The organism is Streptomyces sp. NPDC127092 (genome assembly GCF_042722475.1).
In the GTDB taxonomy this organism is placed as follows: domain Bacteria; phylum Actinomycetota; class Actinomycetes; order Streptomycetales; family Streptomycetaceae; genus Streptomyces.
On the sequence record NZ_JBHXFE010000051.1, the window covers coordinates 14,249 to 38,251 of the forward strand.

21 protein-coding genes are annotated in these 24,003 nt (G+C 73.2%); 12 read left to right on the forward strand and 9 right to left on the reverse strand.

Features of this window, described 5'->3' with window-relative positions:
* Window positions 1-98 precede the first annotated feature (98 nt).
* The 4 genes from ACFWJO_RS31780 to ACFWJO_RS31795 all read left to right on the forward strand — a co-directional run bounded on the left by ACFWJO_RS31780 (window position 99) and on the right by ACFWJO_RS31795 (window position 4,060).
* On the forward strand, window positions 99-1,457 hold the full coding sequence (locus ACFWJO_RS31780; protein WP_386870757.1) for an aldehyde dehydrogenase family protein: 1,359 nt from the start codon (window positions 99-101) through the stop codon (window positions 1,455-1,457).
* Window positions 1,458-1,564: 107 nt separating this feature from the next.
* Complete coding sequence (locus ACFWJO_RS31785) at window positions 1,565-2,482, forward strand: thermonuclease family protein (RefSeq protein ID WP_386870759.1); 918 nt, start codon at window positions 1,565-1,567, stop codon at window positions 2,480-2,482.
* 7 nt (window positions 2,483-2,489) lie between these two features.
* Window positions 2,490-3,362, forward strand: coding sequence for an SDR family oxidoreductase (locus ACFWJO_RS31790; protein WP_386870761.1), 873 nt, complete (start codon window positions 2,490-2,492; stop codon window positions 3,360-3,362).
* Window positions 3,363-3,412: 50 nt separating this feature from the next.
* Window positions 3,413-4,060 (forward strand): alpha-ketoglutarate-dependent dioxygenase AlkB, encoded by a 648-nt coding sequence (locus tag ACFWJO_RS31795; protein ID WP_385688957.1) that lies wholly within the window; start codon window positions 3,413-3,415, stop codon window positions 4,058-4,060.
* Between the two features lie 14 nt (window positions 4,061-4,074).
* Here the strand turns inward: ACFWJO_RS31795 and ACFWJO_RS31800 are convergent, their stop codons facing one another.
* From ACFWJO_RS31800 to ACFWJO_RS31820, 5 genes are all read right to left on the reverse strand, one after another.
* Window positions 4,075-6,927 (reverse strand): NHLP bacteriocin export ABC transporter permease/ATPase subunit, encoded by a 2,853-nt coding sequence (locus ACFWJO_RS31800; protein ID WP_386870830.1) that lies wholly within the window; start codon window positions 6,925-6,927, stop codon window positions 4,075-4,077.
* Between the two features lie 136 nt (window positions 6,928-7,063).
* A complete protein-coding gene (locus tag ACFWJO_RS31805) occupies window positions 7,064-9,286 on the reverse strand; it encodes an NHLP family bacteriocin export ABC transporter peptidase/permease/ATPase subunit (protein ID WP_386870763.1) in 2,223 nt (740 codons plus the stop codon).
* A complete protein-coding gene (locus tag ACFWJO_RS31810; protein WP_386870765.1) occupies window positions 9,283-10,053 on the reverse strand; it encodes an HlyD family efflux transporter periplasmic adaptor subunit in 771 nt (256 codons plus the stop codon). Before ACFWJO_RS31810 ends, ACFWJO_RS31805 begins: the two co-directional genes overlap by 4 nt.
* Before the next feature lie 136 nt (window positions 10,054-10,189).
* The gene (locus ACFWJO_RS31815; protein ID WP_386870767.1) at window positions 10,190-10,441 is read right to left on the reverse strand and encodes a hypothetical protein; all 252 of its coding nucleotides are present in this window, start codon (window positions 10,439-10,441) and stop codon (window positions 10,190-10,192) included.
* A 369-nt stretch (window positions 10,442-10,810) separates the two neighbouring features.
* Window positions 10,811-11,794: a LuxR family transcriptional regulator gene (locus ACFWJO_RS31820; RefSeq protein WP_386870769.1), complete on the reverse strand. Its 984-nt coding sequence runs from the start codon at window positions 11,792-11,794 to the stop codon at window positions 10,811-10,813.
* A 143-nt stretch (window positions 11,795-11,937) separates the two neighbouring features.
* On the opposite strand from ACFWJO_RS31820, the gene ACFWJO_RS31825 reads away from it, so the two are divergent.
* The 4 genes from ACFWJO_RS31825 (at window position 11,938) to ACFWJO_RS31840 (ending at window position 16,764) form a co-directional block, all read left to right on the forward strand.
* Window positions 11,938-13,347 (forward strand): aminopeptidase P family protein, encoded by a 1,410-nt coding sequence (locus tag ACFWJO_RS31825; protein ID WP_386870771.1) that lies wholly within the window; start codon window positions 11,938-11,940, stop codon window positions 13,345-13,347.
* A 189-nt stretch (window positions 13,348-13,536) separates the two neighbouring features.
* Window positions 13,537-14,628, forward strand: a complete 1,092-nt coding sequence (locus ACFWJO_RS31830; RefSeq protein WP_386870773.1) for a substrate-binding domain-containing protein — start codon at window positions 13,537-13,539, stop codon at window positions 14,626-14,628.
* Window positions 14,629-14,671: 43 nt separating this feature from the next.
* Entirely contained in the window at window positions 14,672-15,472 is an 801-nt protein-coding gene (locus tag ACFWJO_RS31835; protein WP_386870775.1) for an ATP-binding cassette domain-containing protein, read from the forward strand.
* Complete coding sequence (locus ACFWJO_RS31840; protein ID WP_386870777.1) at window positions 15,469-16,764, forward strand: sugar ABC transporter permease; 1,296 nt, start codon at window positions 15,469-15,471, stop codon at window positions 16,762-16,764. The genes ACFWJO_RS31835 and ACFWJO_RS31840 overlap by 4 nt, the downstream gene beginning before the upstream one ends.
* A gap of 40 nt (window positions 16,765-16,804) precedes the next feature.
* On the opposite strand, the gene ACFWJO_RS31845 is transcribed toward ACFWJO_RS31840, so the two are convergent.
* On the reverse strand, window positions 16,805-17,992 hold the full coding sequence (locus ACFWJO_RS31845; protein ID WP_386870779.1) for an alpha/beta hydrolase family protein: 1,188 nt from the start codon (window positions 17,990-17,992) through the stop codon (window positions 16,805-16,807).
* Window positions 17,993-18,210: 218 nt separating this feature from the next.
* On the opposite strand from ACFWJO_RS31845, the gene ACFWJO_RS31850 reads away from it, so the two are divergent.
* Entirely contained in the window at window positions 18,211-18,414 is a 204-nt protein-coding gene (locus ACFWJO_RS31850; RefSeq protein WP_386870781.1) for an antitoxin, read from the forward strand.
* Window positions 18,415-18,480: 66 nt separating this feature from the next.
* On the opposite strand, the gene ACFWJO_RS31855 is transcribed toward ACFWJO_RS31850, so the two are convergent.
* From ACFWJO_RS31855 to ACFWJO_RS31865, 3 genes are read right to left on the reverse strand one after another with little or no spacing between them, the layout of a single operon-like run.
* On the reverse strand, window positions 18,481-18,900 hold the full coding sequence (locus ACFWJO_RS31855) for a CBS domain-containing protein (RefSeq protein WP_386870783.1): 420 nt from the start codon (window positions 18,898-18,900) through the stop codon (window positions 18,481-18,483).
* A 50-nt stretch (window positions 18,901-18,950) separates the two neighbouring features.
* Window positions 18,951-19,511 carry a DJ-1/PfpI/YhbO family deglycase/protease gene (locus ACFWJO_RS31860; RefSeq protein WP_386870785.1) on the reverse strand — a complete coding sequence of 187 codons (561 nt, stop codon included), beginning with the start codon at window positions 19,509-19,511 and terminating at the stop codon, window positions 18,951-18,953.
* A gap of 33 nt (window positions 19,512-19,544) precedes the next feature.
* Window positions 19,545-19,868 (reverse strand): plasmid stabilization protein, encoded by a 324-nt coding sequence (locus tag ACFWJO_RS31865; protein ID WP_386870787.1) that lies wholly within the window; start codon window positions 19,866-19,868, stop codon window positions 19,545-19,547.
* Window positions 19,869-20,053: 185 nt separating this feature from the next.
* Here ACFWJO_RS31865 and ACFWJO_RS31870 point away from each other — a divergent pair, with 185 nt between their 5' ends.
* From ACFWJO_RS31870 to ACFWJO_RS31880, 3 genes are all read left to right on the forward strand, one after another.
* Window positions 20,054-20,974 (forward strand): SigB/SigF/SigG family RNA polymerase sigma factor, encoded by a 921-nt coding sequence (locus ACFWJO_RS31870; protein ID WP_386870789.1) that lies wholly within the window; start codon window positions 20,054-20,056, stop codon window positions 20,972-20,974.
* Between the two features lie 109 nt (window positions 20,975-21,083).
* A complete protein-coding gene (locus tag ACFWJO_RS31875; protein WP_386870791.1) occupies window positions 21,084-22,121 on the forward strand; it encodes an LLM class F420-dependent oxidoreductase in 1,038 nt (345 codons plus the stop codon).
* The gene (locus ACFWJO_RS31880; protein WP_386870793.1) at window positions 22,118-23,917 is read left to right on the forward strand and encodes a thiamine pyrophosphate-requiring protein; all 1,800 of its coding nucleotides are present in this window, start codon (window positions 22,118-22,120) and stop codon (window positions 23,915-23,917) included. The genes ACFWJO_RS31875 and ACFWJO_RS31880 overlap by 4 nt, the downstream gene beginning before the upstream one ends.
* Window positions 23,918-24,003: the final 86 nt, after the last annotated feature.

The window sequence follows — 24,003 nt, forward strand, 5'->3', positions numbered from 1 at the left end:
GGCCGCGCAGCAGGGCGTGGCCAAAAATGTGACCCGTAACATAGTAATGTGAAATTGTACTGCGCAAGCCCTCGGACACGACAGAGAAGGTTCGACGCATGACCGTCATCTCCCGCAACCCCGCCGACCCGGCCGACCGTCTCGTCGACATCCCGGCTCCCGGAGCCTTCGCCGCGGCGGACGCCGTCGAGCGGGCCCGGGCCGCCCAGCCCGGCTGGGCACACGGCGGGGCCGCCGCCCGCTCGGCCGCCCTCGGCGCGGTCGCCACCGCGATCGAGGCCGCGAGCACCGAACTCGCCGAGCTCGCCGTACGGGAGGTCGGCAAGCCGGTCACGGAGGCCCGCGCCGAACTCGCCCGCACCGTCGCCCTCTGGCGCTACTACGCCCAGGCCCCCTACGAGTCCACCGGCGCCGTCCACGAGACGGCGAGCGGCCCGGGCCTGCTGCTCACCCGGCGCCGCCCGCACGGCGTGGCCGGGCTCGTTACGCCCTGGAACTTCCCCTTCGCCATTCCCAGTTGGAAGGCGGCGCCCGCCCTCGCCGCCGGGAACGCCGTCGTCCTCAAGCCCGCTCCCGAAGCCACGGCCTGTGCCCTGCGGCTCGCCGAACTCGTCCGACAGGCGCTGCCCGACGGCGTGTTCACCGTCGTGCCCGGCGGCGCCACCGAGGGCGGCGCGCTCGTCTCCGCCGCCGACGTCGTCTCCTTCACGGGTTCCTCCGCCGTCGGCCGCGACGTCGTGCGCACCGCGACCGCCCGAGGCATCCCCGTGCAGGCCGAGATGGGCGGCCTCAACGCGGCGATCGTCCTCCCGGACGCCGACATCCCGCGGGCGGCGGCGCAGATCGCCGCCTCCGTCGCCGGATACGCGGGCCAGAAGTGCACCGCCACCAGCCGCGTCGTCGCCGTCGGCGGGGCGATCGACCCGCTGCGCGAGGCCCTGGCCGAGGCCCTGCGGGCCCTCCCGGTCGGCGACCCCGGCGACCCGGCCACCGTGTGCGGCCCGCTCATCTCCGAGGCCGCCCGCGCCGAGACGCAGGCGGCCTGGCAGGGGCTCTCCGTGCTCGCTGGCGGCACCGTCCCGGACCGCACCGGCTGGTACGCGGCGCCGACCCTGGTCGAGAAGGCCGCTCCCGGCCACCGGCTGCTGCGCGAGGAGGTCTTCGGGCCCGTCGCGGTCCTGCTGTCCGCACGCGACCTGGACCACGCCGTGCGGATCACCAACGCCGCGCGCTACGGACTGGTCACCTCGGTCCACACCGCGGACCTGACCGCCGCCCTGGACGGGCTCGACCGGCTCGACACCGGCATGGTCCGGATCAACGCACCGACCACCGGAGTCGACTTCCACCTCCCGTTCGGCGGTGCCAAGGCCTCCGGCTACGGGCCGCGCGAACAGGGCCGGGCCGCACTGGACTTCTACACCTCGTCCCGTACGTACACCCTGTCGCCGGGCTGACGGGCGCCGCTCCGATGGCGGTCGCGCCGGGGCCGACGCAGCATGGAAGGGAGCCGGTTCCCTTCCATGCCGCGAACGCCGCGAACGCCGCGATCTCGGGAGCGACCATGCCCATGCTGCTGATCAAGGGATCGTTCCATCTCTCCGGCCGTACCAGCCCCGACGGTGACACGCTGCCGTTCGTTCCCGACTACGTGGGCGAGTGGAAGCTCGTCGGCGGGTGCAGGAAGCCGCAGCCCACGCGGGAGGGCCGGGTCAACGTCCGCCTCGAAGGCGTCGACGCGCTGGAGACCCACTACGACGGCGTCTACGGAGAAGTGGAGCGACAGCCGAGGGAATTGGGCGACGCCGCCACGAACGCGCTGCTGGAGTGGCTCGGCTTCCGCGACATCCGGCGCGTTCCCGACCCCCAGCACCCCGGCGTCGAGAACATCACCGCGACCCCCGACCGGGTCCCGGGCTTCATCCTCACCCGCGGCACCGACATCTTCGGGCGCTGTGTGGCGCTCGTGGGCAGGGGCGCCCCGCCGGGGGCCAGCGGCTACGAACTCGACGTGCGCGACAAGCTCGTGCGGGAGACGGCCAACCACCACATGCTGGCGGAGGGTCTCGCCTACCCCACGTTCTACGCCGGCCTGCCCAGGGACCTGCGCGAGGTGCTCGCCGAGGCGGCCCTGCAGGCGAAGACGGCACCCGGGAAGGGCGTGTGGAAGCGCGACGCGAACGGCGAGACGGTCGACGCGACCCTCAGAGGAGTCAAGGTCGTCGACATGACCTCGATCACCCAGGACGCGGTCATCCTCCCGAAGCTCTTCCGCCGCCTGAAGGAGTACCTGTCCCTGGGATACACCACCCTGGACTGCTTCCCGGCGTACCTGGGCGGGAACATGGACGCGTTCCGCATCCTGGGACCCACCCCGAGCCCCGGCGAGCTGGTCGGTCTGCACAACGTGGTCAAGGTGGTCAACGGCGGGACGGTCCTCATGACCCATGCCGCGGAGGACCTGCTCTTCGTCGAGAAATGAGCACCGCATGAGCGCACTCGTCGCGGTCGCCGGAGCGACCGGCCGGATCGGCCGGCGCGTCACCGGACTGCTCGCCGAGGCCGGCGCGCCGGTGCGCGCGCTGGGCCGCGACCGGGCGAAACTCGACCGGCTGCCGACCGATGACACGAGGACGGCGTCCTACGACGACGCCGGCGGCATGCGGGCCGTGCTCGACGGCGTGGACACGCTCTTCCTCGTCTCGGCGCACGAGGGGCCGGGCCGGGTCAGGACGCACGCCACCGTGGTGGACGCGGCCGTCGTCGCCGGGGTGCGGCGGATCGTCTACCTCTCGTACCTGAACGCCGCGCCGCACGCCACCTTCACCTTCGCCCGCGACCACTGGCACACCGAGCAGCACATCCGCTCCACCGGCGTGACCTTCACCTTCCTGCGCGACAGCACCTACCAGGCGGACCTGGCCGCGATGGCGTCGCCCGACGGCGTGCTGCGCGGCCCCGCCGGTGACGGCCGGGTGGGTGCCGTCACCCACGACGACGTCGCCGAGTCGGCCGCGGCGGTGCTGCGCGCCACGGGGCACGAGCACGACGGCGCCACGTACGACATGACCGGTCCCGAGGCGCTGAGCTTCGCCGAGGTCGCCGCCGCGCTGACCGTGGCGAGCGGGCGCACGGTCACCTACGTGCCCGAGACCCGGGACCAGGCCTACGCCTCGCGCGCCGGCTACGAGGCGCCCGACTGGCAGGTGGAGGGCTGGGTCACCTCGTACGAGGCGGTGGCGGCCGGCGAGATGGACGACGTGTCCGACGACGTCCGCTCCCTGACCGGGCACCCGCCGCAGGCCTTCGCGGACTTCCTCGCGGCCGACCCGCGGAGCTACCGGCACCTGCTGCCGCACTGACCTCCCCGGTGAATCGCTCACGTGTTCGGTTCATCGTCTACGCTGGTTCCATGACAGCGGCACGACCCGGCATCACCGCCTTCCAGGGCTCCCTCTTCGACCAGGGCACCGACATCGGACCCGGTCCCCTGGACGGCATCCGGCGCACCGAGCTCGGCGACGGCGCCTGGGTCGACCATCTGCCCGGCTGGCTCCACGGCGCGGACGCGCTGTTCGAGGAACTGGCCGCGAAGGTGCCCTGGCAGGCCGAGGAACGGCGCATGTACGACAACGTGGTCGCCGTCCCGCGGCTGCTCGCCCATTACGGGGAGGGCGTCCCGCTCCCGCACCCGGCGCTCACCGAGGCCCGCGACGCGCTCGGCGCCCACTACGCCAGGGAGCTGGGCGAGCCCTTCGCCACGGCCGGCCTCTGCCTCTACCGCGACGGCCGCGACAGCGTCGCCTGGCACGGCGACCGCACCGGCCGTTCCGCGACCCACGACACGATGGTGGCGATCCTCGCCCTCGGCGACCCGCGCGACCTCGCCTTCCGCCCGCGCGGCGGCGGGCCCGTCGCCCTCCGGCTGCCGTCCGGTCACGGCGACCTGCTGGTCATGGGCGGCTCCTGCCAGCGCACCTGGGAACACGCCGTACCGAAGACCACCCGCGCCGTCGGCCCCCGAATCAGCGTCCAGTTCCGCCCGCGCGGCGTGCGCTGACCGCTAGCCTCCGGTCAGGCCAGCTGGCGGCGGGCCAGCTCGTGGAACGGGCCGGCCGGGTCCGCCAGGAGCTCGGCCGGAGTGCCCTGCTGCACGACCCGGCCCTCGGCCATCACCACGACCCGGTCGGCGCCCATCACCGTCGACAGACGGTGGGCGATCACGACCCGGGTCGCCCGCAGCGCCCGGGTGGACTCGATGACCACCCGCTGGGCCTCGTTGTCGAGCGCGCTCGTCGCCTCGTCGAGGAACAGGATCCGCGGCCTGCGGATCAGGGCCTGGGCGATCATCAGCCGCTGGCGCTGCCCGCCCGAGACGGTGCCGCCGCCGTCGGAGAGCATCGTGTGCAGACCCATAGGCATCGCCCGCACGTCCTCGGCGAGACCGGCGAGCGCGACGGCCTCCCAGACCTCCTCCAGCGTGTACGCCTCCGCGCCGCGCACGCAGTCCAGGATCGAGCCGGTGAGCGGCTGGGCGTGCTGCAGGACCACGCCGCACTGGCGGCGCACCGCCGCCTGGTCGAGCGCGGCCAGGTCCTGGCCGTCGTACCGCACCACTCCCTCCGTGGGCCGGTCGAAACCGATGAGCAGCCGCAGCAGCGTCGACTTGCCACAGCCGCTCGGCCCCACCACCGCCACGAACTCCCCGGCGCCGACGGTGAGATCGACGCCGTCGAGCACCAGCGGACCGTCCTTGCCGTACCGGTACGACAGCTGCCGGGCCTCGATCGCGCCGCTCAGCACGCCCGGGCGGGCCGCCCCTCCCCGCACCTCGGGCGCCTCCCGAAGGATCGGCTCGACCTGCTCGAACACGGGCAGCACGGCGGCGACCGACAGGAACGCACCGGTCAGCTGGGTGACCGAGGCGAGCAGCATCGTCAGCGCCGTGGAGAAGGTGAGGAAGCCGGCCGCCGACATCGTGCCCCGGGCGGGACCGGCGAGCAGCACGAACATCACCAGGGTGCACAGCGGCAGGCACACCGCGCCGATGACCGTGACGGCGTTCTGGATCCGGCCGGCCCGCTGCTGCAGCACCCGGGTCCGGGCGAACTCCCGTGCCCAGGCCGCGTAGGCGAAGCTCTCGGCCGCCGCGACCCGCAGCTTGGGCAGGCCCCGCAGGGTCTGGAAGGCCTGGTTGTCGAGCCGGTTGCCCAGCTCGACGAGCCGCCGCTGGTGGCGCAGCTGCCACAGCCCGAGGCCGAGCAGCACCGCCCCGACCACGAGCAGCATCGCGAGGGCCACGAGCGCCAGCCGCACGCTGTGCGTGAGCAGGAGCACGAGGTTCACCGCGCCGACCGCGCCCGCCTGGAGACAGACGGGGGCCACGCCGGACAGCATGCGGCGGATGACTCCGATGCCGAGGGCCGCGTTGGCGAGCTCACCGGTCGAGCGGCCGGTGAAGAAGGTCGTCGGCAGCCGCAGCAGCCGGTCCCAGACGGCCGGCTGGAGCGTGGCCTCGATCCGGCCCTCCATCCGGAGCAGGGCCACGTTCTGCAGCAGCATGAACGCGGCCGACACCACGGCCGCCGCGACCAGCGCCAGCGCCGTCCGCACGATCAGGCCGCTCTCGCCGGCCGGCACGTAGCTGCCCAGGATCCGGCCGGTCGCCAGCGGCACCGTGGCGCCGAGGACCACCGACACCAGACCGGCGAGCATCAGGTCCCGCACCTCCTGGCGGGTGCCGCGGGCGCAGAACCGCAGCAGCCGTACCAGGCCGAGCCGGCCCTCCGGCAGCGGCCGGTAGAACATCACCGCCCGGTCCTCGAACCCGGCGGCCGCGTCGGCGCCGATCCGCTCGTGCCGCCCACCGGGCCGGTCGACCGCCACGTAGCGGCCGCGCCGCCACAGCAGCGCCACCGGCGCCCCGTCCGGCTCCCGGCGGCCCACCAGAGGCCCTGCATTCTCGCGCCACCAGCGCCCGCGCAGCGCGACCTCGCGGGTGCGGACCCGCGCGGCGAGCGCGATCCGCTCCACCGGGTCGAGCCGCTCGTCACCGGCCGTCGAAGTACCGGCGACCGTCTCCGGCAGCGCGATGCGGGCGTCCGCCGCGACGAGCCGGCACACGGCGAGCGTGGCGTCGGCGTCGCCCCCGCCGCGGGTCCGCCCGCCGTGCCGGCCGAGGGCGGCGAGCAGCGTCCGGTCCGCCTCGCTGCCGGCCGCCCGGCCCGCCGCGAGACCGGCCGCCGTACGGTCCTCCTGCGCCCGCTCCCGCGCCTCGATCCAGTCGTCCAGGGCGTACAGCAGCCGGTACTGCTGCTCCACCATGCCCTGCCACAGCGCCGCGTCCACGAGCAGGGTGCCGACCGCGGCCGCCTCGTACACCGCGCCGTACGCCAGGCTCCCCGGAGGGACCCGCATCCACATGACCTCGTCGTCCGTGACGGTGCCCTGCTCGCCGGTCCGGTCGTCGAGCGGGGCCTCGTAGAGGACGCGCAGGCCGCGGCCCACGCCGAGCGCGAAGGCGTCCTCCAGCGGGCTCGCGGCCGGCGCGCCGGCCCCGTACCAGCCCTGCTGTCCCTGCCAGCCCTGCGGTCCCTGCCAGGCGGCGTCCCCGGCGCCGTACTCGCCGCCCCCGTACGCCGCCGGCTCCGGCCGGTGCAGCTCGCGCAGTTCGACGCGGCGCAGCAGGCACTCCGCGGAAGGGCGGCCGACCAGGGTGTGCCGAGGGCCCTCGGCGGGACCGAGCAGCAGCGCGCCGGTGCCGACCCGGCCGAGGAAGTGCCAGGCCCCGGCGTGCGCCGCGTCCACCGCGAACAGGTCGAGGCTGCCGTGCACGACCAGCCACAGCACGGACGGGCCCTCCAGGGACAGACTGCGCAGGCCGGAGCAGTCCACGCCCGCGCCGAGCCCGCCGAGCGCGGCGAGCACCGGGTCCTGCGGGTACGCACCGGCGGTGCCGGTGCCGGTCGCGGCCGTGCTCCCGGTGCCGGTCCAGGCCGCGGTGCCGGTCCCTGTGGCGGTGACGTGGGCGGTGCCGGGTGTGACGGGGCTCGGCGTGGTCACCTCAGTGCTCCTTGACCAGTTCGGCGTACGGGCCGCCCGCGGCCACCAGGCCGGCGTGCCGTCCGCGTTCCACGACCGTGCCCCGGTCGAGGACCAGGATCTCGTCGCTGTCGCGCACGGTGCTCAGCCGGTGGGCGATGACCACACAGGCGCAGCCGCGCCGCCGCAGGTTGTCGATGACCTCACGCTCGGTGACCGCGTCCAGGGCGCTGGTCACCTCGTCGAGGACCAGCACGCTCGGGTCGCGCACCAGGGCCCGGGCGAGTTCCAGCCGCTGCCGCTGCCCGCCGGAGAAGTTCCGGCCGTCCTGCTCGACCCGGCTGTGGATGCCGCCGGGGCGGCGGGAGACCACGTCCAGGACGGCGGCGTCCGCGAGCGCCGCGACGACCGCCTCGTCCGGCACCGACGGGTCCCAGAGCGCCACGTTGTCGCGGACGGTGCCCTCGAAGAGGAAGACGTCCTGGTCGACGAAGGACACGGAGGCGGCGAGGGCGCCGCGCGGGATGTCCGCGAGCGGCATCCCGTCGATGCGGACGGAGCCCTCCCACGGCGCGTACAGACCGGCGATCAGCCGCGAGACCGTGGACTTGCCGCTGCCCGAGCCGCCGACGAGCGCGACCTGCTGCCCGGGGCCGACCGCGAGCGAGAAGTCCTTCAGGAGCGGCGCGTCCAGCGGGCTGTAGCCGAAGGTGACGCCGTCGAGCTCCACGTGGCCCGTGAGCCTGCGGGCACCGGCGGCGGGCTCGCGGCGGGTGTGGACCGGGTCGACGGGGAAGTTCTCCACGTCCTTGAGCCGGGCGACGTCCGCGGCGAAGTCCTGGATCCGGCCCGCGACCCCGCCCAGACGCGCGACGGGCGCCGTGAACCCGGTCACCAGGGACTGGAAGGCGACGAGCAGACCCACCGTCAGATGCCCTTCCACCGCCCGCAGTCCGCCGATCATCAGGATCAGCGCGCTGTTCAGCGCGGCCAGCGTGGGCGCCACGATCGCCAGCCAGGCGCCGGGCACGCCGAGCCGCTGCTGCACGTCGAGCGTGACCGCGTGCTGCCCCGACCAGCGGCGGAAGAAGCCGTCCTCGCCGCCCGTGGCCTTGATCGTCTCGATCAGCTGGAGACCGCCGTACGAGGTGTTGGTCAGCCGCGCGCTCTCGGCGCGCAGTTTGTGCGTGCCGGTGGCCCGGACCCGCATCGTGATCCGCAGCGCCACCACGTTGAGCAGCGCCACGCCCACGCCGACCAGGGTCAGCTGCGGGTCGTAGGTCCACAGCAGCACCGCGTACAGCAGCACCACGACGGCGTCCACGCCCGCCGCCGACAGGTCGCGGGCGAGGGTCTCGGCGACCTGGTCGTTGGAGCGCAGCCGCTGCACCAGGTCCGCCGGGCTGCGCTGGGCGTAGAAGGCGACCGGGAGCCGGAGCAGGTGCCGCAGGAAACGGGCGCCGCCCAGGGTCGAGGAGACGACGCGCCCGCGCAGCAGGTTGCCCTGCTGGAGCGCCGTGAGCGCCGCCGTGAGGACCAGCGCGGTCGCCATCGCCGCGAACAGCACGCCGAGCAGCGAGGACTGCCCGCCGATGAGGAAGCTGTCGATGTACGTACGGCTGAGCGCCGGCACCCACGCGCCGACCGCCACGAGCAGCACGCTCGCGAGCACCGCGGCGGCCATCGTGCCCGAGGTGCCGCGCAGCCGGGCGGGCACGGCGTCCAGGACGCCCGGCCTGCGGCCGCCGCGCCGGAACCCGGCGCCCGGTTCGAAGACGAGGACGATTCCGGTGAAGGCGGTGTCGAACTCCTCCATGGGCACGAAACGGCGGCCCTTGGCCGGGTCGTTGACGTACACGCCGGACCGGCCGAGGCGCCGGCCCATGCCCTCGTAGACGACGTAGTGGTTGAACTCCCAGAACAGCACGGCCGGTGCCACGACCTCGGCGAGCGCCGCCAGGTCCATCTGCATGCCCTTGGCCGTCAGCCCGTAACTCCGCGCCGCCTTCAGGAGGTTGCTCGCCCGCGAGCCGTCGCGCGAGACTCCGCACGCGATCCGCAGCTCCTCCAGCGGCACGAACCGGCCGTGGTGGCCGAGCACCGTCGCGAGCGCCGCCGCGCCGCACTCCACCGCCTCCATCTGCAGCACCGTCGGGGTGCGGACGGTGCGGGTCCCGCGGCCGCGGGGCGGTGCGGTGCGGGCCGGACGGCGCCGGGGGCGGGAGGTCTTCTTGCGCGGGTTCACGGGAGCAGCCAGTCGACGGGACGTTGCGAGGAGAGGTGGACGGCGCCGGTGACCGGCGTGCCGGAGCCGGCGGGGTCCGGGCCTTCGGGGGAGCGGGGCAGGCGCACGAGCACCGCCACCGGGTTGCCCTGCCGGGTGAACTCCGCCGCGAGCCCGTCGTCGCCGAGGAAGCCGCCGATCTGCGCCCGGGACTGCGGCGCGCGGCCCACAGCGGTGACCCGGCCGCGCAGCGTCCCGGCACGGGCTCCGGCGGTCCGGCGGACGGTCACGTCGACGGCGGCGCCCGCGCGGACCACGGAGGCCTCGCCGGCCGGCACGTACAGCACCGCCACCAGCGGCTCGTCGGGGTCGGTGACCCGCTCGACGGCGGCCACGTCGGCGCCGGCCGTCACGACGGCGCCGGTACGGGCGAACAGGACGGCCACCCGGCCGCCGGCCACGGCGCGCACGGGCCGGTCGCCGCGGTCCGTGCGGACGACGGCGAGCGGTTCTCCGGCGGCGACCGTCCGGCCCTCGGCGACCAGGACCTCGGTCACCTGCCCGGCCACCGGGCTCTGCAGCAGATAGCGGCCCTCGGCGTGGGTGAGGACGCCGGGCGCGCTCAGCTTCGACGTCACCGTGCCGGTGAACGCCCAGTACCCGGCGGCCGCCATCACGAGCACCGTGACGGCCAGGACGAGCCGGCCCTGGGGGCGCGCGAAGCGCACCGGGAGATCGAGTTCCTCGGGGGACTGCAGCTTGGAAAGGGCCTTCTGGCGAAACTGCATGGACTGTTCCTTCGACCGCAGTTCGACTGCGTTTTCCTGTGCCGCCGTACCGCGGCGGGACGACCCCCGTCGGCCCCGCAGCGGGTGCCGGACACCCCGGGGCGTGGGCCCCGGGGTGTCCGGCGGTGGGACTCGCTCAGAGACCGGCGATGCCGGTGATGGCGCCGGTGTTCACCGAGACGCCGGTGACGCCCTGGACCAGGCCGGGGACGCCGTTGACGAGGCCCTCGACGTTCTGCACGGTCTGCAGGTTGCCGACGGTGCCGAGCAGGTTGGTGACGTCGCTGGTCGCGGCGCCGGCGAGACCGCCGTTGACGCTGATGACACCGCCGGACACGGCGTCGAGCTCGGTGTCGGCGATCTCGCGGGTCTCGATGTCGTTACGCATGGAGCGCACCTTTCGTTGAGTGGGGGGAATCCGTCTGCCGCGGCGGGCCAGATCAAAGCACGCCAACGGGTGTACGAGCCAATTCCCTTGACGCCTTTTCGGCACCTTTCGCGCACCACCGGAAGCCGCCCGTGCAGCATGTTTCACCCAATGGCGACGACTTCTCCGCAGAGCGGAGTAACAGATTCCGGGGGTCCTCGAAGGGCACCGGACGAACCGGGGCGAAACCCGACAGCGAGCCTCGGGCGGTGTGCCCGTCCGGCGAGCGCCGGGGGAGGCCCGGTTCAAGTCACGTACACAATGTGCAGGTTCTCGGCAGGCGGTGACGAAGACGCGGTACGGCCCGCGGCCCCCGGCGCTCGCGGCCGCTCACAGCCAGCCGGCCCGCTGCGCCTGCAGCGCCAGCTGGAAGCGGTTCGCCGCGCCGAGCCGGGCCATCAGGACCTGCAGCCGCCGGAACAGGGTCCGGCGGCTGACACCGAGTTCGCGCGCGATGACCTCGTCGCTCGCCCCGCCCGCGAGCAGCCGCAGCAGCCGGCGGTCGGCGGGCGGCAGTGCGGCGGGCCGCGCCGTGCCGCCGTGGAAGGGCAGCGCGCTGTTCCAGCACTGCTCGAACAGCGCCACCAGCGCGGAGAGCAGCCCGCACGGCTGCACCACCAGCATCGTGTTGACCACGTCCGCCTCCCTGATGGACAGCGACACCAGGGCGTACGCCTCGTCGATGATCAGCAGCTTCACCGGCACCGAAGGCAGCACCCGCGCCTGCTCGCCCGCCGCGATGGCCGGCTCGATGGCGTCCCGCAGGTGCCCCGGGTGCTCCAGGGACTCCCGGGAGTACACGACCCGCTGCCGCACCCCGCGCGCCAGCGTCGCCAGCGCGTCCTCCGTGGCGCCCGGCAGCAGCACGTACGGCGGCGACTCGAACTGCCGGATCTGCTCCCGCGCGCTCGCCCACGCGTGCCGCATCCGCGGCCCGATCGCCTCGCCCGTGACGACCTCGACCAGGTCGTCGTTGTAGGCGGCCAGCCGGTGCCGCCGGAACGACTCGAAGGCGCCGCCCACCGCGATCCGCGACTCCTCCAGCTCCGCCGCCCGGTGCCGGGCCAGGATCTCCAGACCCGCCGCGGGCGGCACCGGCGCCACCACATCGCCCTCGCCGTCGGCGGCGCTGGCCAGGCCCGCGTCGACCAGCTCCGCGTACGCGGCGGACAGCTCGGCGCCGCCGAGGCCCGCCGCACGCCCGATCACGCCGAGCGGCGCGGGCGCCGATTCGAGCAGCGCCCGGTAGACCCGGCCGGCCGCGGGACCGACCCCCAGGAGCCGCAGCGCCTCGGCGAGTTTCGCGTTCGTCATGCCCTCATTGTCGGCGCCCTCCGACCCCCGCGTGTCCGATCAGTGCCACTGGCACTCCAGGGCCCACGGCGTCCGCCGGGAGGACTACCGTCCGGAACCGCAAGCTCACCCGAACACGCGAGCAACCGACGAAGGGGTACGACGTGGCCAAGGCCCGGAAGAACGGTCTCTACGCAGGCATCTCCGAGGAACTGTCGGCGCTGATGCGCACCGGCTGGGCCGACACCGAACGGCACGACCTCACTCCCGACGAGCAGGCCCCGTACGCGGCCCGGCGCCGCGCGGCGCTCTCCGCCCGCTTCCCCGGCGAGCGCCTGGTGATCCCCTCAGGCAACCTCAAGGCCCGCTCCAACGACGACACCTACCCCTTCCGCCCGTACTCCGGCTACGTGCACATGACCGGCGACCAGGCCAGGGACGGCGCCCTCGTGCTCGAACCGCGCGCGGACGGCGGCCACGACGCCTACTGCTACCAGCTGCCGCGCGACGGCCGGGACACCGACGAGTTCTGGAGCGGCTACCACGCCGAACTGTGGATGGGCCGCCGCCGCTCCCTCGCCGAGTCCGAGCGCGTCCTCGGCCTGCCCTGCCGCGACGTCCGCACCGCCGCCCAGGACCTCGCCGCCTCCACCGTCCCCACCCGCGTCGTCCGCGGCGTCGACCCGGTCCTCGAGGCCGCCCTCAGCACCGACGAGGAGCGCGACGACGAGCTGGAGGAGGTGCTGAGCGGCCTGCGCCTGGTGAAGGACGCCTGGGAGATCGGCGAGATGCGCAAGGCGGTCGACTCCACCGTGCGCGGCTTCACCGACGCGATCGCCGAGCTCTCCCGCGCCGTCGCCACCTCCGAGCGCTGGATCGAGGGCACCTTCTTCCGCCGCGCCCGCCTGGAGGGCAACTCCGTCGGCTACGGCTCCATCTGCGCCGCGGGCGAGCACGCCACGATCATGCACTGGACCACCAACGACGGACCCGTGCGCCCCGGCGAACTGCTCCTCTTCGACGCGGGCGTGGAGACGAACAGCCTCTACACCGCCGACGTCACCCGCACCCTCCCCATCAGCGGCACCTTCACGCCCGTCCAGCGCCGGGTCTACGACGCGGTGTACGAGGCACAGGAGGCCGGCATGGCCGCCGTCAAGCCCGGGGCCGCCTACCGCGACTTCCACGAGGCGGCCCAGCGCCACCTCGCCGCCCGGCTCGTCGAGTGGGGCTTCATCGAGGGCCCCGCCGAGCGCGCCTACGAACTCGGCCTCCAGCGCCGCTTCACCATGGCCGGCACCGGCCACATGCTCGGCCTGGACGTCCACGACTGCGCCCACGCCCGCAACGAGGAGTACGTCGACGGCGTCCTGGAGCCCGGCATGGTGCTCACCGTCGAGCCCGGGCTCTACTTCCAGCCGGACGACCTGACCGTGCCCGAGGAGTGGCGGGGCATCGGCGTCCGCATCGAGGACGACCTCCTCGTCACCGAGGACGGCCACGAGAACCTGTCGGCGGGTCTGCCGAGGTCCGCCGACGAGGTCGAGGCCTGGATGGCCCGGCACGCCGGCTGACCGGGGAGCGGCACCGGGAGCGGCGCCGTGCCCACGGGGGGCACGGCGCCGCGAATGGAAGGCGCCACGGGTTGGGGCTAATGTCGATACATAGGCCATAGGTGCGCCGACGCTCCCGCGGTCAGGCAGTCTTCCCAGCCTCGTAGCCCCCGCGGTAGAGGGCTCGAGGGCGCGCGGAAGGAGCCTGCCATGACCCGTACAGTGCGCGCGGCGATCGCCGTCGCGGGAACCGCGGTCCTCTCCCTGAGTGCGGTGGCCACGAGCGGCGTCGCCCAGTCCGCTTCGGACTCGGCCCAGCGTCAGGAGATCAAGATCGGGCTGCTGCTCCCGGAGAGCAAGACGACCCGGTACGAGAAGTTCGACAAGCCCTACATCGAGCAGAAGATCCAGGAGCTGGCGCCCGGCGCCCAGGTCGACTACTACAACGCCGCCGAGAGCGCGACCACGCAGCAACAACAGGTCAACACCGCGCTCGCCAAGGGCGACAAGGTCCTCATCCTGGACGCGGTGGACTCCAAGTCGATCCAGTCCTCCGTCGACAAGGCCCACGCCGCCGGCGTGAAGGTCGTCGCCTACGACCGCCTCGCCCAGGGCCCGGTCGACTCCTACGTCTCGTACGACAACCGCAAGGTCGGCGAGCTGCAGGGCAAGGCGCTCCTCGACGCCCTCGGCGACAAGGCCGATTCCGGCCAGATCGTCATGCACAACGGCTCGCCCACCGACCCGAACGCCGCCGACTTCAAGGCCGGCGCACACTCCGTACTCGACGGCAAGGTGAAGATCGGCAAGGAGTACGACACCCCCAACTGGGACCCGAACAACGCCAACCAGCAGATGTCCGGAGCCATCAGCGCACTCGGCAAGGACAAGATCGTCGGCGTCTACTCCGCCAACGACGGCCTCGCCGCCGGCATCTCGACCGCCCTCAAGGCGGCCGGCATGAACGTGCCGCTGACCGGCCAGGACGCCCAACTCGACGCCATCCAGCGCATTCTGGTCGGCGATCAGACAATCACCGTCATGAAGCCGTACAAGCCCGAGGCCGACATCGCCGCCACGATGGCCGTGAACCTCGCCGAAGGCAAGGCGCTCCCGAAGGACCTCGTCCCCCTGACCGTCACCAACGGCAGCGGCGACAAGGTGCCGGCCAACCTGCTGACGCCGGTCGTGGTCGACAAGACCAACATCAAGGACACCGTCGTCAAGGACGGCCTCTACACGGTCGACGAGATCTGCACGCCGACGTACGAGGCCGCGTGCAAGCAGGCCGGACTCGAGTAACCGCCCGGCGAACACGGGCCTGGCAGGGTCGGAGGCGGTCGCGGTGCCGGAAACACCTGTGCTGACGCTACGGGGAATCTCCAAGCGCTTCGGCGCGGTCCAGGCCCTGTCGGACGTCGACCTGGACGTGCACGCCGGTGAGGTCGTCGCCCTGGTCGGCGACAACGGCGCCGGCAAGTCGACCGCCGTCAAGGCGATCGCCGGGGTGAACCCGCCCGACGACGGCGTCATCGAGTGGCAGGGCAGGCCGGTGTCCATCAACCGGCCCCACGACGCCCAGAACCTCGGCATCGCCACCGTCTACCAGGACCTCGCGCTGTGCGACAACCTCGACGTGGTCGGCAACCTCTTCCTCGGCCGCGAGCTGCGCCGCTTCGGCGTGCTCGACGAGGTCCGCATGGAGCAGCGCTCCCGCGAACTCCTCGAGACCCTGTCCATCCGCATCCCCAGCGTCCGCATCCCGGTCGCCTCCCTGTCCGGCGGCCAGCGCCAGACGGTGGCCATCGCCCGGTCCCTCATCGGCGACCCCAAGGTCGTCATCCTGGACGAGCCCACCGCGGCGCTGGGCGTCGAGCAGACCGCCGAGGTCCTCGACCTCGTCGAACGGCTCCGCGAGCACGGCCTGGGGACCATCCTCATCAGCCACAACATGGTGGACGTGATGGCCGTCGCGGACACCATCGCGGTCCTGCGGCTCGGCCGCAACAACGGCCTCTTCGACAAACGCGCCACCAGCACCGAGGAGATCATCTCCGCCATCACCGGCGCCACCGAGAGCGCCGTGACCCGGCGTCAGGCCCGCATCCGCGAAGAACGGCAGGCCCGCGGGGAGGAGGAGCCATGAGACGCGACCGGAAGCCCGGCGGGCCGGGCGCACCCGGTGACGCCGCCAGCCAGCGACCCGCCCCGGAGGCCGTCCCCGCCGTCGACAGCCGGCTCATCGTCCGCGAGGAGGGCTTCCGCGGCTACCTGGGCGAGTTCCGGCGCAAGCTGCGCAGCGGCGAGCTGGGCTCCCTGCCGGTCGTCGTCGCCATCGTCGTCATCTGGACCGTCTTCGGCAGCCTCGACAGCACCTTCCTCTCCGCACAGAACCTCTCCGACCTCAGCCAGCAGATCGTCGGCACCGGCATGATCGCCGTCGGCATCGTCTTCGTCCTGCTGCTCGGCGAGATCGACCTCTCCGTCGGCTCCGTCAGCGGTCTGTGCGCGGCCGTGTTCGCCGTGCTCAACGTGCTCAACGGCATGAACGAATGGCTGGCGCTGCTGGTCGCCGTCGCCGGGGGAGCGGCGGTCGGCCTCATCCACGGCTTCTTCTTCGCCAAGGTCGGCGTGCCCGCCTTCGTCGTCACCCTGGCCGGCAACCTCTTCTGGAACGGCCTCATGCTCCAGGTGCTCGGCACCTCCGGCACCGTCAACATCCCGAGCGAGACCATCGTCGCCGAGCTCTACTCGACGATCTTCCACAACGCGGCCGTCTCCTACGTCACGGCGGGCGTCGGCACCGGTCTGTTCCTGCTCGCCTCGCTGCTCGACGCCAAGCGGCGGCAGGCGGCCCGGGTGCCGTTCCGGCCGGTCGCCGAGATCGTGATCAGGACGGTCGTCATCGGTGCCCTCGCCTTCGCCGCCGCGTACATCCTCAACCAGTACCAGGGCCTGCCGCTGGCGCTGCTGATCTTCCTCGTCCTGCTGGTGCTCCTCGACTTCGTGCTCCGCCGCACCCGCTACGGGCGGCAGGTCTTCGCGGTCGGCGGCAACATCGAGGGCGCCCGCCGCGCCGGCATCAGCGTGCCCTTCGTCCGGATGAGCGTCTTCACCATCTCCGGCACCATGGCGGCCGTCGGCGGCATCTTCCTCGCCGGCCAGATCCAGTCCGCGAGCCAGACCTCCGGCGGCGGCAACCTCCTGATGAACGTCATCGCCGCCGCGGTCATCGGCGGCACGAGCCTGTTCGGCGGCCGGGGCTCGGTGTGGTCCGCGCTCCTCGGCGCGCTCGTTATCGGCTCCATCCAGTCCGGCATGAACATCATGGGCGTCAGCAACGCCGTCCAGTTCATGATCACCGGCGCCGTGCTGCTCGCCGCCGTGGTCGTGGACTCCCTGTCCCGGCGCAGCCAGAAGGCCGCGGGACGCGCCTGAGACGTGCTCAGGCGCGCCCACGACCTCGGGCCAGGAGCGGCTACGGCTGGTTGAACCGCACCTCGGGGTGCTCCGCGCTCGGTCCGGTGAGGAGCGGCTGGGGGACGCCCTTCAGGTGCTCGTCGAAGAACGCGGCGAGATACGCGCGGGTCACGGTCAGCGCCCGGTCGGCCGGGATCGGCCCGGCCGGCAGGCCGAAGTGACGCTGGATCACCGGCGCGTCCGAGAACGTGAAGTGGTCGGCACCGGCCACCGTCAGCCAGCGCTTCCAGCCGCCGAGCGCCTGCCACGTACGGTCCCAGGTGGCGTCCTCGCCACCGGGCCGGTGCGTCTCGTCGTCCGTGCCGAGGAACAGGAACGGCCGGCCGCCGAGACCGCCCGCCGGCAGCGTGTCCCAGAAGGAGCCGTCCATGTTCACCCCGGCGTCGATGCGCCGGTCCGCGAGCATCGCGGTCGCCGCGCTCGCGCCGCCGATCGAGTGGCCGGCCATGCCGATCCGGGACCGGTCGACGATCCGCGCGTACGGCCAGGCGGCGCGCGGCCCGGTGATGCGGTCGAGGACGAAGCGGACGTCCGCGGCGCGCGCGGCCGTGACGTCACTGCCCTTCGCCCGGCCCTCCTCCAGGGCCTTGCAGGCCACGCAGGTGAGGATCCGTCCGTCCGGCATGGCGGTGCCCGAGGTCTCGTAGGCGTGGTCGACGGAGGCGACGACGTAGCCGCGCGAGGCCAGTTCCACGGCGGTGGCGGTGAGCGTGAAGCGCGGCACGCCGAAGCCCGGCGACAGCACCACGAGCGGATGCCGCCCCGGCGCGGGCCGCGCGTTCGTCGCGCTGTGGGTGCTCATGCCGGCGAGCGCGCGCACGGACGCCGGATCGGTCACCCCGACGCCCTCCAGGAGCAGTCGTGCCTCCTGCTCGGTCGCGTACGGGGCGGGCCGGCCCTGCGCCTTGCGGGCCGCCGGGTAGTGGAGGGTGACCATCAGCTCCCGGCCGTCGGCGTCCGGCACCCACGGGTCGGTGCGGGACCGGTCGACGAGGTGGAGGACGGAGGTCCCGACGCCGGACCTGCCGGTGGGCGCGGGAAGTTCGAGCGCGGCGGCCGCGGAGGCGGCCGTGGCCGCGGGGGCGACGGCCGTCGGCGTCGCGGCGGTGGCGGGAAGGGCGGTCGCGGGTAACGCGACGGCGCAGGCGAGGAGGGCGGCCGCGGCCGCCCGAGTCAGTTTGACCATGCCCAGGACGTTAGGGCGTGGGGCTCCGGCCGTGCGTCAGACCACGGGCGGAACCCGCCGGCCGCCCGTACACCCGAGGTCTGACCCCGCGTCCGCCTCACGGCGCCCATGGGCCCGGGCCACCGCCCAAGCCACCTTCAGGACCGCTCTGCGGATGCGGGTCGCGTGCCGGTCCGGGATGCTGGACGGGACAGGGGGGCCACTCTAGGAGGGCCGCGATGTCCGTGATGGACAAGCTCAAGCAGATGCTCAAGGGCCACGAGGACAAGGCGGGTCAGGGCATCGACAAGGCAGGCGACTTCGTCGACGGGAAGACGCAGGGCAAGTACAGCGGACAGGTCGACACGGCCCAGGACAGGCTGAAGCAGCAGCTGGGCTCCGACCAGGCGCCGCCGCCCCCGGAGCAGCCGCCCCAGCGGTGACCCACGTCAGCCCCTGGCAGCCGCGCACCTCCGTGCGCGGCTGCCAGGGGCGTTTCCGGGCGGGGCTCAGGAATCTTCGGAGATGGAGCCGACGAGGTCGCCCACCGGGCGGTCGGGCAGGGTCCTGGCGACGTCGGCCTGGGCGATGATGCCCACGAGGACGTGGTGGTCGATGACGGGGACACGGCGGATCCGGTGCTCGCTCATCACGTGCAGCACCTCGTCGGCGGAGTCGTCCGCGCCGACGGTGACGATCTCGTCCTGCGCGAGTTCTCCGGCCGTGCACTGCGCGGGGTCCTTGCCCTCGGCGATGACCTTGAGCACGATGTCACGGTCCGTGAGCATGCCCTTGAGCCGTTCGTCGGGGCCGCAGATGGGCAGCGCGCCCACGTGGAGCTCGGCCATCTTCCTGGCGGCGTCGGCGACCGTCTCGTCCCACCGGACACAGGTGGCGTCCGGGGTCATCATCTCGCGTGCGGTGGTCATGGTGGTCTCCCGTGGTGGTGGAAGGGGCGTCGGAACGGAGGGGATCGGGGTCAGGACGTGCGGCCCTCGAGGGCCGTGACGATCGCCTTGGAGAAGGCGTCCAGATCGGCCGGTCTGCGCGAGGTGATCAGCGGATGGCCGCCGGAGGTGTCCACGACGACCTCCCGGTCCTGCCAGTGGCCGCCGGCGTTCTCCAGGTCCGTGCGCAGGGACGGGTAGGACGTGAGCTCGCGGCCCTTGACCACCCCGCTCTCCAGCAGGAGCCACGGACCGTGACAGATCGCCGCCACGGGTCTGCCGTCGTCGGCGAAGGCGGCGATCAGGCGCTGTGCCCGGTGGTTGGTGCGCAGCCGGTCGGCGTTCAGGGTGCCGCCTGGCACGACCACGGCGTCGTACGCGTCCGGCGAGGCCTCGGCGAGCGTCGTGTCCGGTTCGACGACGGTTCCCGGCCGGCGGTCGGAGATCAGGGTCAGGACGGGTTCGTCCCGGGGGGCGGCGACCGTGACGCGGGCACCGGCTTCCCGCAGTACCGCCATCGGGTGCATGAGTTCGTCCTGCTCCGTCCCGTAGTTGCTGGTGAGGACGAGAACGGTCGTTCCGTCGAGCGTCACGGTGGATCCCTTCGGCGTCCCCGGGTCACATGGTCATTCCCCGAGGGAGCGCTTGAGTTCGGCCTTGTTCATCGAGGACCGGCCGTGGATGTCGCGGCGTTGTGCCTCCGCGTACAGCTGGTCGTACGTCGGTCCCTGGGAGCCGCTGTGCGAGCGCTTGCCGCCGCGGCGCGAGGAGGACATGTCCTGGAGCGAGGTCTTGCTCGCCGTCTCCGACTCGCCCGCGCGGGCGCGCTCCTTGTTCACGGTGCGGGCGGCGATCTCCTTCGCGCGTTTCTGGCTCTCGCCGCGGTCCAGGGCACTCTCCTTGATGTGCTCGTACTGACGTTCGCGCTTGGCGCTCGATCCGCGGGGCATGGTCCGCTCCTCTCCGGGCGTCCAGGGTTGTTCTCGGGCCCTTAACGGGCCGCTGCCCTGACCGACTGGATTAATTCGTGTCAAAACGGACCGGAGCGGGAATCCTTACCTCAGACGCTCGACCGACGGACCCCCGCCGCGCACCCCGCACGGCGCAGGCCCACCGCCACCGTCGAAGGAGCCACATGCCCAGGAACGCGACGTCGACACGTCGCTCCCCCGTCCCTCCCGCGACGCCCACCCGGGCCGCCGCGATGCGCCGACACGCACTGGACGGACTGCCCGAGATCGACCGGCCCACCCAGGTCTCCACCGATGACGCCCAGACGCTGTCCACCGCGCTCCTCACCCGGCTGCGCGAACTGGAGCCGGGCACGCCCGAGCACGCCTACGTACGCAACACCCTCGTCGAGCTGAACCTGAGCCTCGTAAGGTTCGCGGCCCGGCGCTTCAAGAACCGGCCGGAACAGCGCGAGGACATCGTCCAGGTCGGCACGATCGGTCTGATCAAGGCCATCGACCGCTTCGACCCGGACCGCGGCATCGAGTTCTCCGCGTTCGCGCTGCCCACCGTCGTCGGCGAGATGAAGCGCTTCTTCCGCGACACCACCTGGGCCGTCCGGGTGCCCCGGCGGCTCCAGGAACTCCGCATCGACATGGCCAAGGCCGCCGACGCCCTGGAGCAGAGCCTCGGCCACCGGCCCACCCGCGCCGAGGTCGCCGAGCACCTGCACGTCCCCGAGGAGCGCGTCGCCGAGGGCGAGATCGCCGCCCGCGGCTACACCGCCCGCTCCCTGGACGCCTCCGTCGCCGACGAGGGCGACCCCCCGCGCACCGGCTCGCGCCGGCTCGCCGCGCCGGAGCCCTCGTACGAGCTGATCGAGGACTTCGCCTCCCTGAAGCCGCTCATCGCCCGCCTCGACGCACGGGACCGCATGATCCTGTCGCTGCGCTTCGGCGAGGACCTCACCCAGGCCGAGATCGGCGCCCGCCTCGGTCTCTCCCAGATGCACATCTCGCGCCTGCTCACCCGCATCCTCGGCGAGCTGCGCACCGGACTCCTGGCCGAGGAAGAGCCCGCCGCGCCGGGCACGGCCGAGGCCTGACCGGCGCCCCGCCCCCGGCCGCCTCCACGTTTTCCTCCGGGTCACCCGGGCAGCCGCTCCGTCGGAGCCCACCGCACGGAGCGACGACCCGCACCCACGTGGAGGTGTCATGACCGAGTTCGGCTACTTCCTGTCCTGCGAGGAATTCGGGCCGGCGGATCTCCTGGACCAGGCGAGCATGGCCCAGGACGCCGGCTTCCGCTCGCTGTGGATCTCCGACCACTTCCACCCGTGGAACGACGCCCAGGGCCACAGTCCGTTCGTCTGGTCCGTGATCGGCGGTCTCTCGCAGCGCTGCGAGCTGCCCGTCGAGACCGCCGTCACCTGCCCGACCGTGCGCCTCCACCCGGCGCTCGTCGCCCAGGCCGCCGCCACCTCGCAGGTCATGCTGGACGGGCGCTTCCGGCTCGGGCTCGGCAGCGGGGAGGCGCTGAATGAACACGTCCTCGGCGACCCCTGGCCGATCGCCGACGTGCGCCTCGACATGCTGGAGGAAGCCGTCGAGGTGATCAGGAAGCTGTTCACCGGCGAGCAGATCACCCACCGCGGCCGCCACTACACCGTGGAGAACGCCCGCCTCTACACCCTCCCCGACACCCCGCCGCCGATCGACCTCTCCGCCTTCGGCCCCAAGGCCGCCGCACTCGCCTCGCGCATCGCCGACGGCTTCGTCACCACTGCCCCCGACCCCGAACTGATCGGCACCTTCCGGGCCGGCGGCGCCGGGCGGCCCGTGTCCGCCTCCACCAAGGTCTGCTGGGCGGCCTCCCGCGACGAGGCGGTCCGCACCGCCCACCGCCTGTGGTCCGTCGAGCAGCTGCCCGGCGAGCTGAACCAGATCCTGCCCACGCCCCGCCACTTCGAGCAGGCCTCGGAACTCGTCACCGAGGAGACGGTCGCGGAGGCCGTGCCCTGCGGACCCGATCCCGAGGAGCACGCCCGCCGGCTGCGGGCCTTCGCCGACGCCGGCGTCGACCGCGTCCACGTCGGCCAGATGGGGCCGGAACAGCGGGGCTTCTTCGACTTCTACCGGACCAAGGTGCTGCCGCTGCTCGACGGAGCCGGCCCGGCCGGCGCGGGCAGCGCCGCCGAGCGGAACGGGCGGACGGACCGAACCGACCCGAGGAACGGAGGCGAGCGGTCATGAGCAAGGAGACCGTGGCCGACCACCTGCTCGACCGGCTCCGCGCCTGGGGCGTCAGCCATGTCTTCGGCTACCCCGGCGACGGCATCAACGGCCTGCTCTCCGCCTGGTCCCGGGCCGGGGACGACCCCCGGTTCATCCAGGCCCGGCACGAGGAGATGGCCGCCTTCGAAGCCGTCGGACACGCCAAGTTCTCCGGCCACGTCGGCGTCTGCGCCGCCACCTCGGGACCCGGCGCCGTCCACCTCCTCAACGGCCTGTACGACGCGAAACTCGACCACGTACCCGTCGTCGCCGTCGTCGGACAGACCGACCGCAGCGCCATGGGCGGCTCCTACCAACAGGAGGTCGACCTGCACAGCCTCTTCAAGGACGTCGCCTCCAGCTACCTGGAGACCGTCAACGTCCCGGAACAGCTGCCCAACGTCCTCGACCGCGCCGTCCGCACCGCCTACGCCCGCCGCGCCCCCACCGCGCTGATCATCCCCGCGGACGTCCAGGAACTGCCGTACTCCGCCCCGGAACACGCCCACAAGATGGTCCCCTCCAGCCTCGACGTCGCCGGCTGGGAGCCCGTACCCGACGACGCCTCCCTCGCCCGCGCCGCCGAACTCCTCAACGCGGGCACCCGGGTGGCCATGCTCATCGGCCAGGGCGCGGCCGGCGCCGCCCGCGAGGTCGAGGAGACCGCCGAACTCCTCGGCGCCGGCGTCGCCAAGGCCCTCCTCGGCAAGGACGCCCTCAGCGACGAACTGCCGTACGTCACCGGCTCGATCGGTCTGCTCGGCACCCGCCCCTCGTACGAGCTGATGCGCGACTGCGACACCCTGCTCACCGTCGGCTCCAGCTTCCCCTACTCCGAGTTCCTGCCGCCGTACGGCCAGGCGCGGGCCGTGCAGATCGACATCGACGCCCACATGGTCGGACTGCGCTACCCGTACGAGGTCAACCTCGTCGGCGACGCCGCGGCCACCCTGCGCCGGCTGCTGCCCCTGCTCCTCCGCAAGGAGGACCGCGGCTGGCAGCGGGCCGTCATCGCCGGAACCCGCCGCTGGAGGACCGTGATGGAGCGCCGCGCCGGGCTCTCCGCGGACCCCGTCAACCCCGAGCTCGTCGCCCACGCGCTCGACCCGCTGCTCCCCGACGACGCCATGATCACCGCGGACTCCGGCTCCGTCGCCAACTGGTACGCCCGCCACCTCACCCTGCGCAGCGGCATGCGGGCCTCGCTCTCCGGCACCCTCGCCAGCATGGGCTGCGCCGTCCCGTACGCGATCGGCGCCAAGTTCGCCCACCCCGACCGGCCCGCCGTCGCCCTCGTCGGCGACGGCGCCATGCAGATGAACGGCATGGCGGAGCTGGTCACCGTGGCCAAGTACGCCGACGAATGGACCGACCCGAGGCTCGTCGTCGCCGTCTGGAACAACCAGGACCTCAACCAGGTCAGCTGGGAGCTGCGCGCCTTGGGCGGCACACCGCCCTACGGCCCTTCCCAGGCCGTCCCCGACGTGCCGTACGCCGGCTTCGCCCGGTCGCTCGGCATGGACGGCATCCGCGTCACCGATCCCGGCGACGTCGAGGACGCCTGGCGCCAGGCCCTTTCCGCGGACGGTCCCGCCGTCCTGGACTTCCGCACCGACCCGGCCGTGCCGCCCATCCCGCCGCACTCCACCTGGGAGCAGATCGAGGCCACCCTCGCCTCCCTCGCCCACGGCGACGGCCACCGCGGCCACGTGGTGATGCAGGGCCTCAAGGCCAAGGCCCAGGAACTGCTGCCGCGCCGCCCCGGCCGACGGTGAACGCCGACGGTGAACACGGAGGAACGCCGAGCGCCATCCACGCGCGATCGACGAGTGCGGTCCCGGCGGTCGGGCCGCCGGAGCGG

Bases quoted from the DNA above. Each gene is read 5' to 3' on its own strand.
- ACFWJO_RS31780 (WP_386870757.1), top strand. From the start codon at position 99: ATGACCGTCATCTCCCGCAACCCCGCCGACCCGGCCGACCGTCTCGTC.
- ACFWJO_RS31785 (WP_386870759.1), top strand. From the start codon at position 1,565: ATGCCCATGCTGCTGATCAAGGGATCGTTCCATCTCTCCGGCCGTACC.
- ACFWJO_RS31790 (WP_386870761.1), top strand. From the start codon at position 2,490: ATGAGCGCACTCGTCGCGGTCGCCGGAGCGACCGGCCGGATCGGCCGG.
- ACFWJO_RS31795 (WP_385688957.1), top strand. From the start codon at position 3,413: ATGACAGCGGCACGACCCGGCATCACCGCCTTCCAGGGCTCCCTCTTC.
- ACFWJO_RS31810 (WP_386870765.1), bottom strand. From the start codon at position 10,053: ATGCAGTTTCGCCAGAAGGCCCTTTCCAAGCTGCAGTCCCCCGAGGAA.
- ACFWJO_RS31815 (WP_386870767.1), bottom strand. From the start codon at position 10,441: ATGCGTAACGACATCGAGACCCGCGAGATCGCCGACACCGAGCTCGAC.
- ACFWJO_RS31820 (WP_386870769.1), bottom strand. From the start codon at position 11,794: ATGACGAACGCGAAACTCGCCGAGGCGCTGCGGCTCCTGGGGGTCGGT.
- ACFWJO_RS31830 (WP_386870773.1), top strand. From the start codon at position 13,537: ATGACCCGTACAGTGCGCGCGGCGATCGCCGTCGCGGGAACCGCGGTC.
- ACFWJO_RS31840 (WP_386870777.1), top strand. From the start codon at position 15,469: ATGAGACGCGACCGGAAGCCCGGCGGGCCGGGCGCACCCGGTGACGCC.
- ACFWJO_RS31845 (WP_386870779.1), bottom strand. From the start codon at position 17,992: ATGGTCAAACTGACTCGGGCGGCCGCGGCCGCCCTCCTCGCCTGCGCC.
- ACFWJO_RS31850 (WP_386870781.1), top strand. From the start codon at position 18,211: ATGTCCGTGATGGACAAGCTCAAGCAGATGCTCAAGGGCCACGAGGAC.
- ACFWJO_RS31855 (WP_386870783.1), bottom strand. From the start codon at position 18,900: ATGACCACCGCACGCGAGATGATGACCCCGGACGCCACCTGTGTCCGG.
- ACFWJO_RS31865 (WP_386870787.1), bottom strand. From the start codon at position 19,868: ATGCCCCGCGGATCGAGCGCCAAGCGCGAACGTCAGTACGAGCACATC.
- ACFWJO_RS31870 (WP_386870789.1), top strand. From the start codon at position 20,054: ATGCCCAGGAACGCGACGTCGACACGTCGCTCCCCCGTCCCTCCCGCG.
- ACFWJO_RS31875 (WP_386870791.1), top strand. From the start codon at position 21,084: ATGACCGAGTTCGGCTACTTCCTGTCCTGCGAGGAATTCGGGCCGGCG.
- ACFWJO_RS31880 (WP_386870793.1), top strand. From the start codon at position 22,118: ATGAGCAAGGAGACCGTGGCCGACCACCTGCTCGACCGGCTCCGCGCC.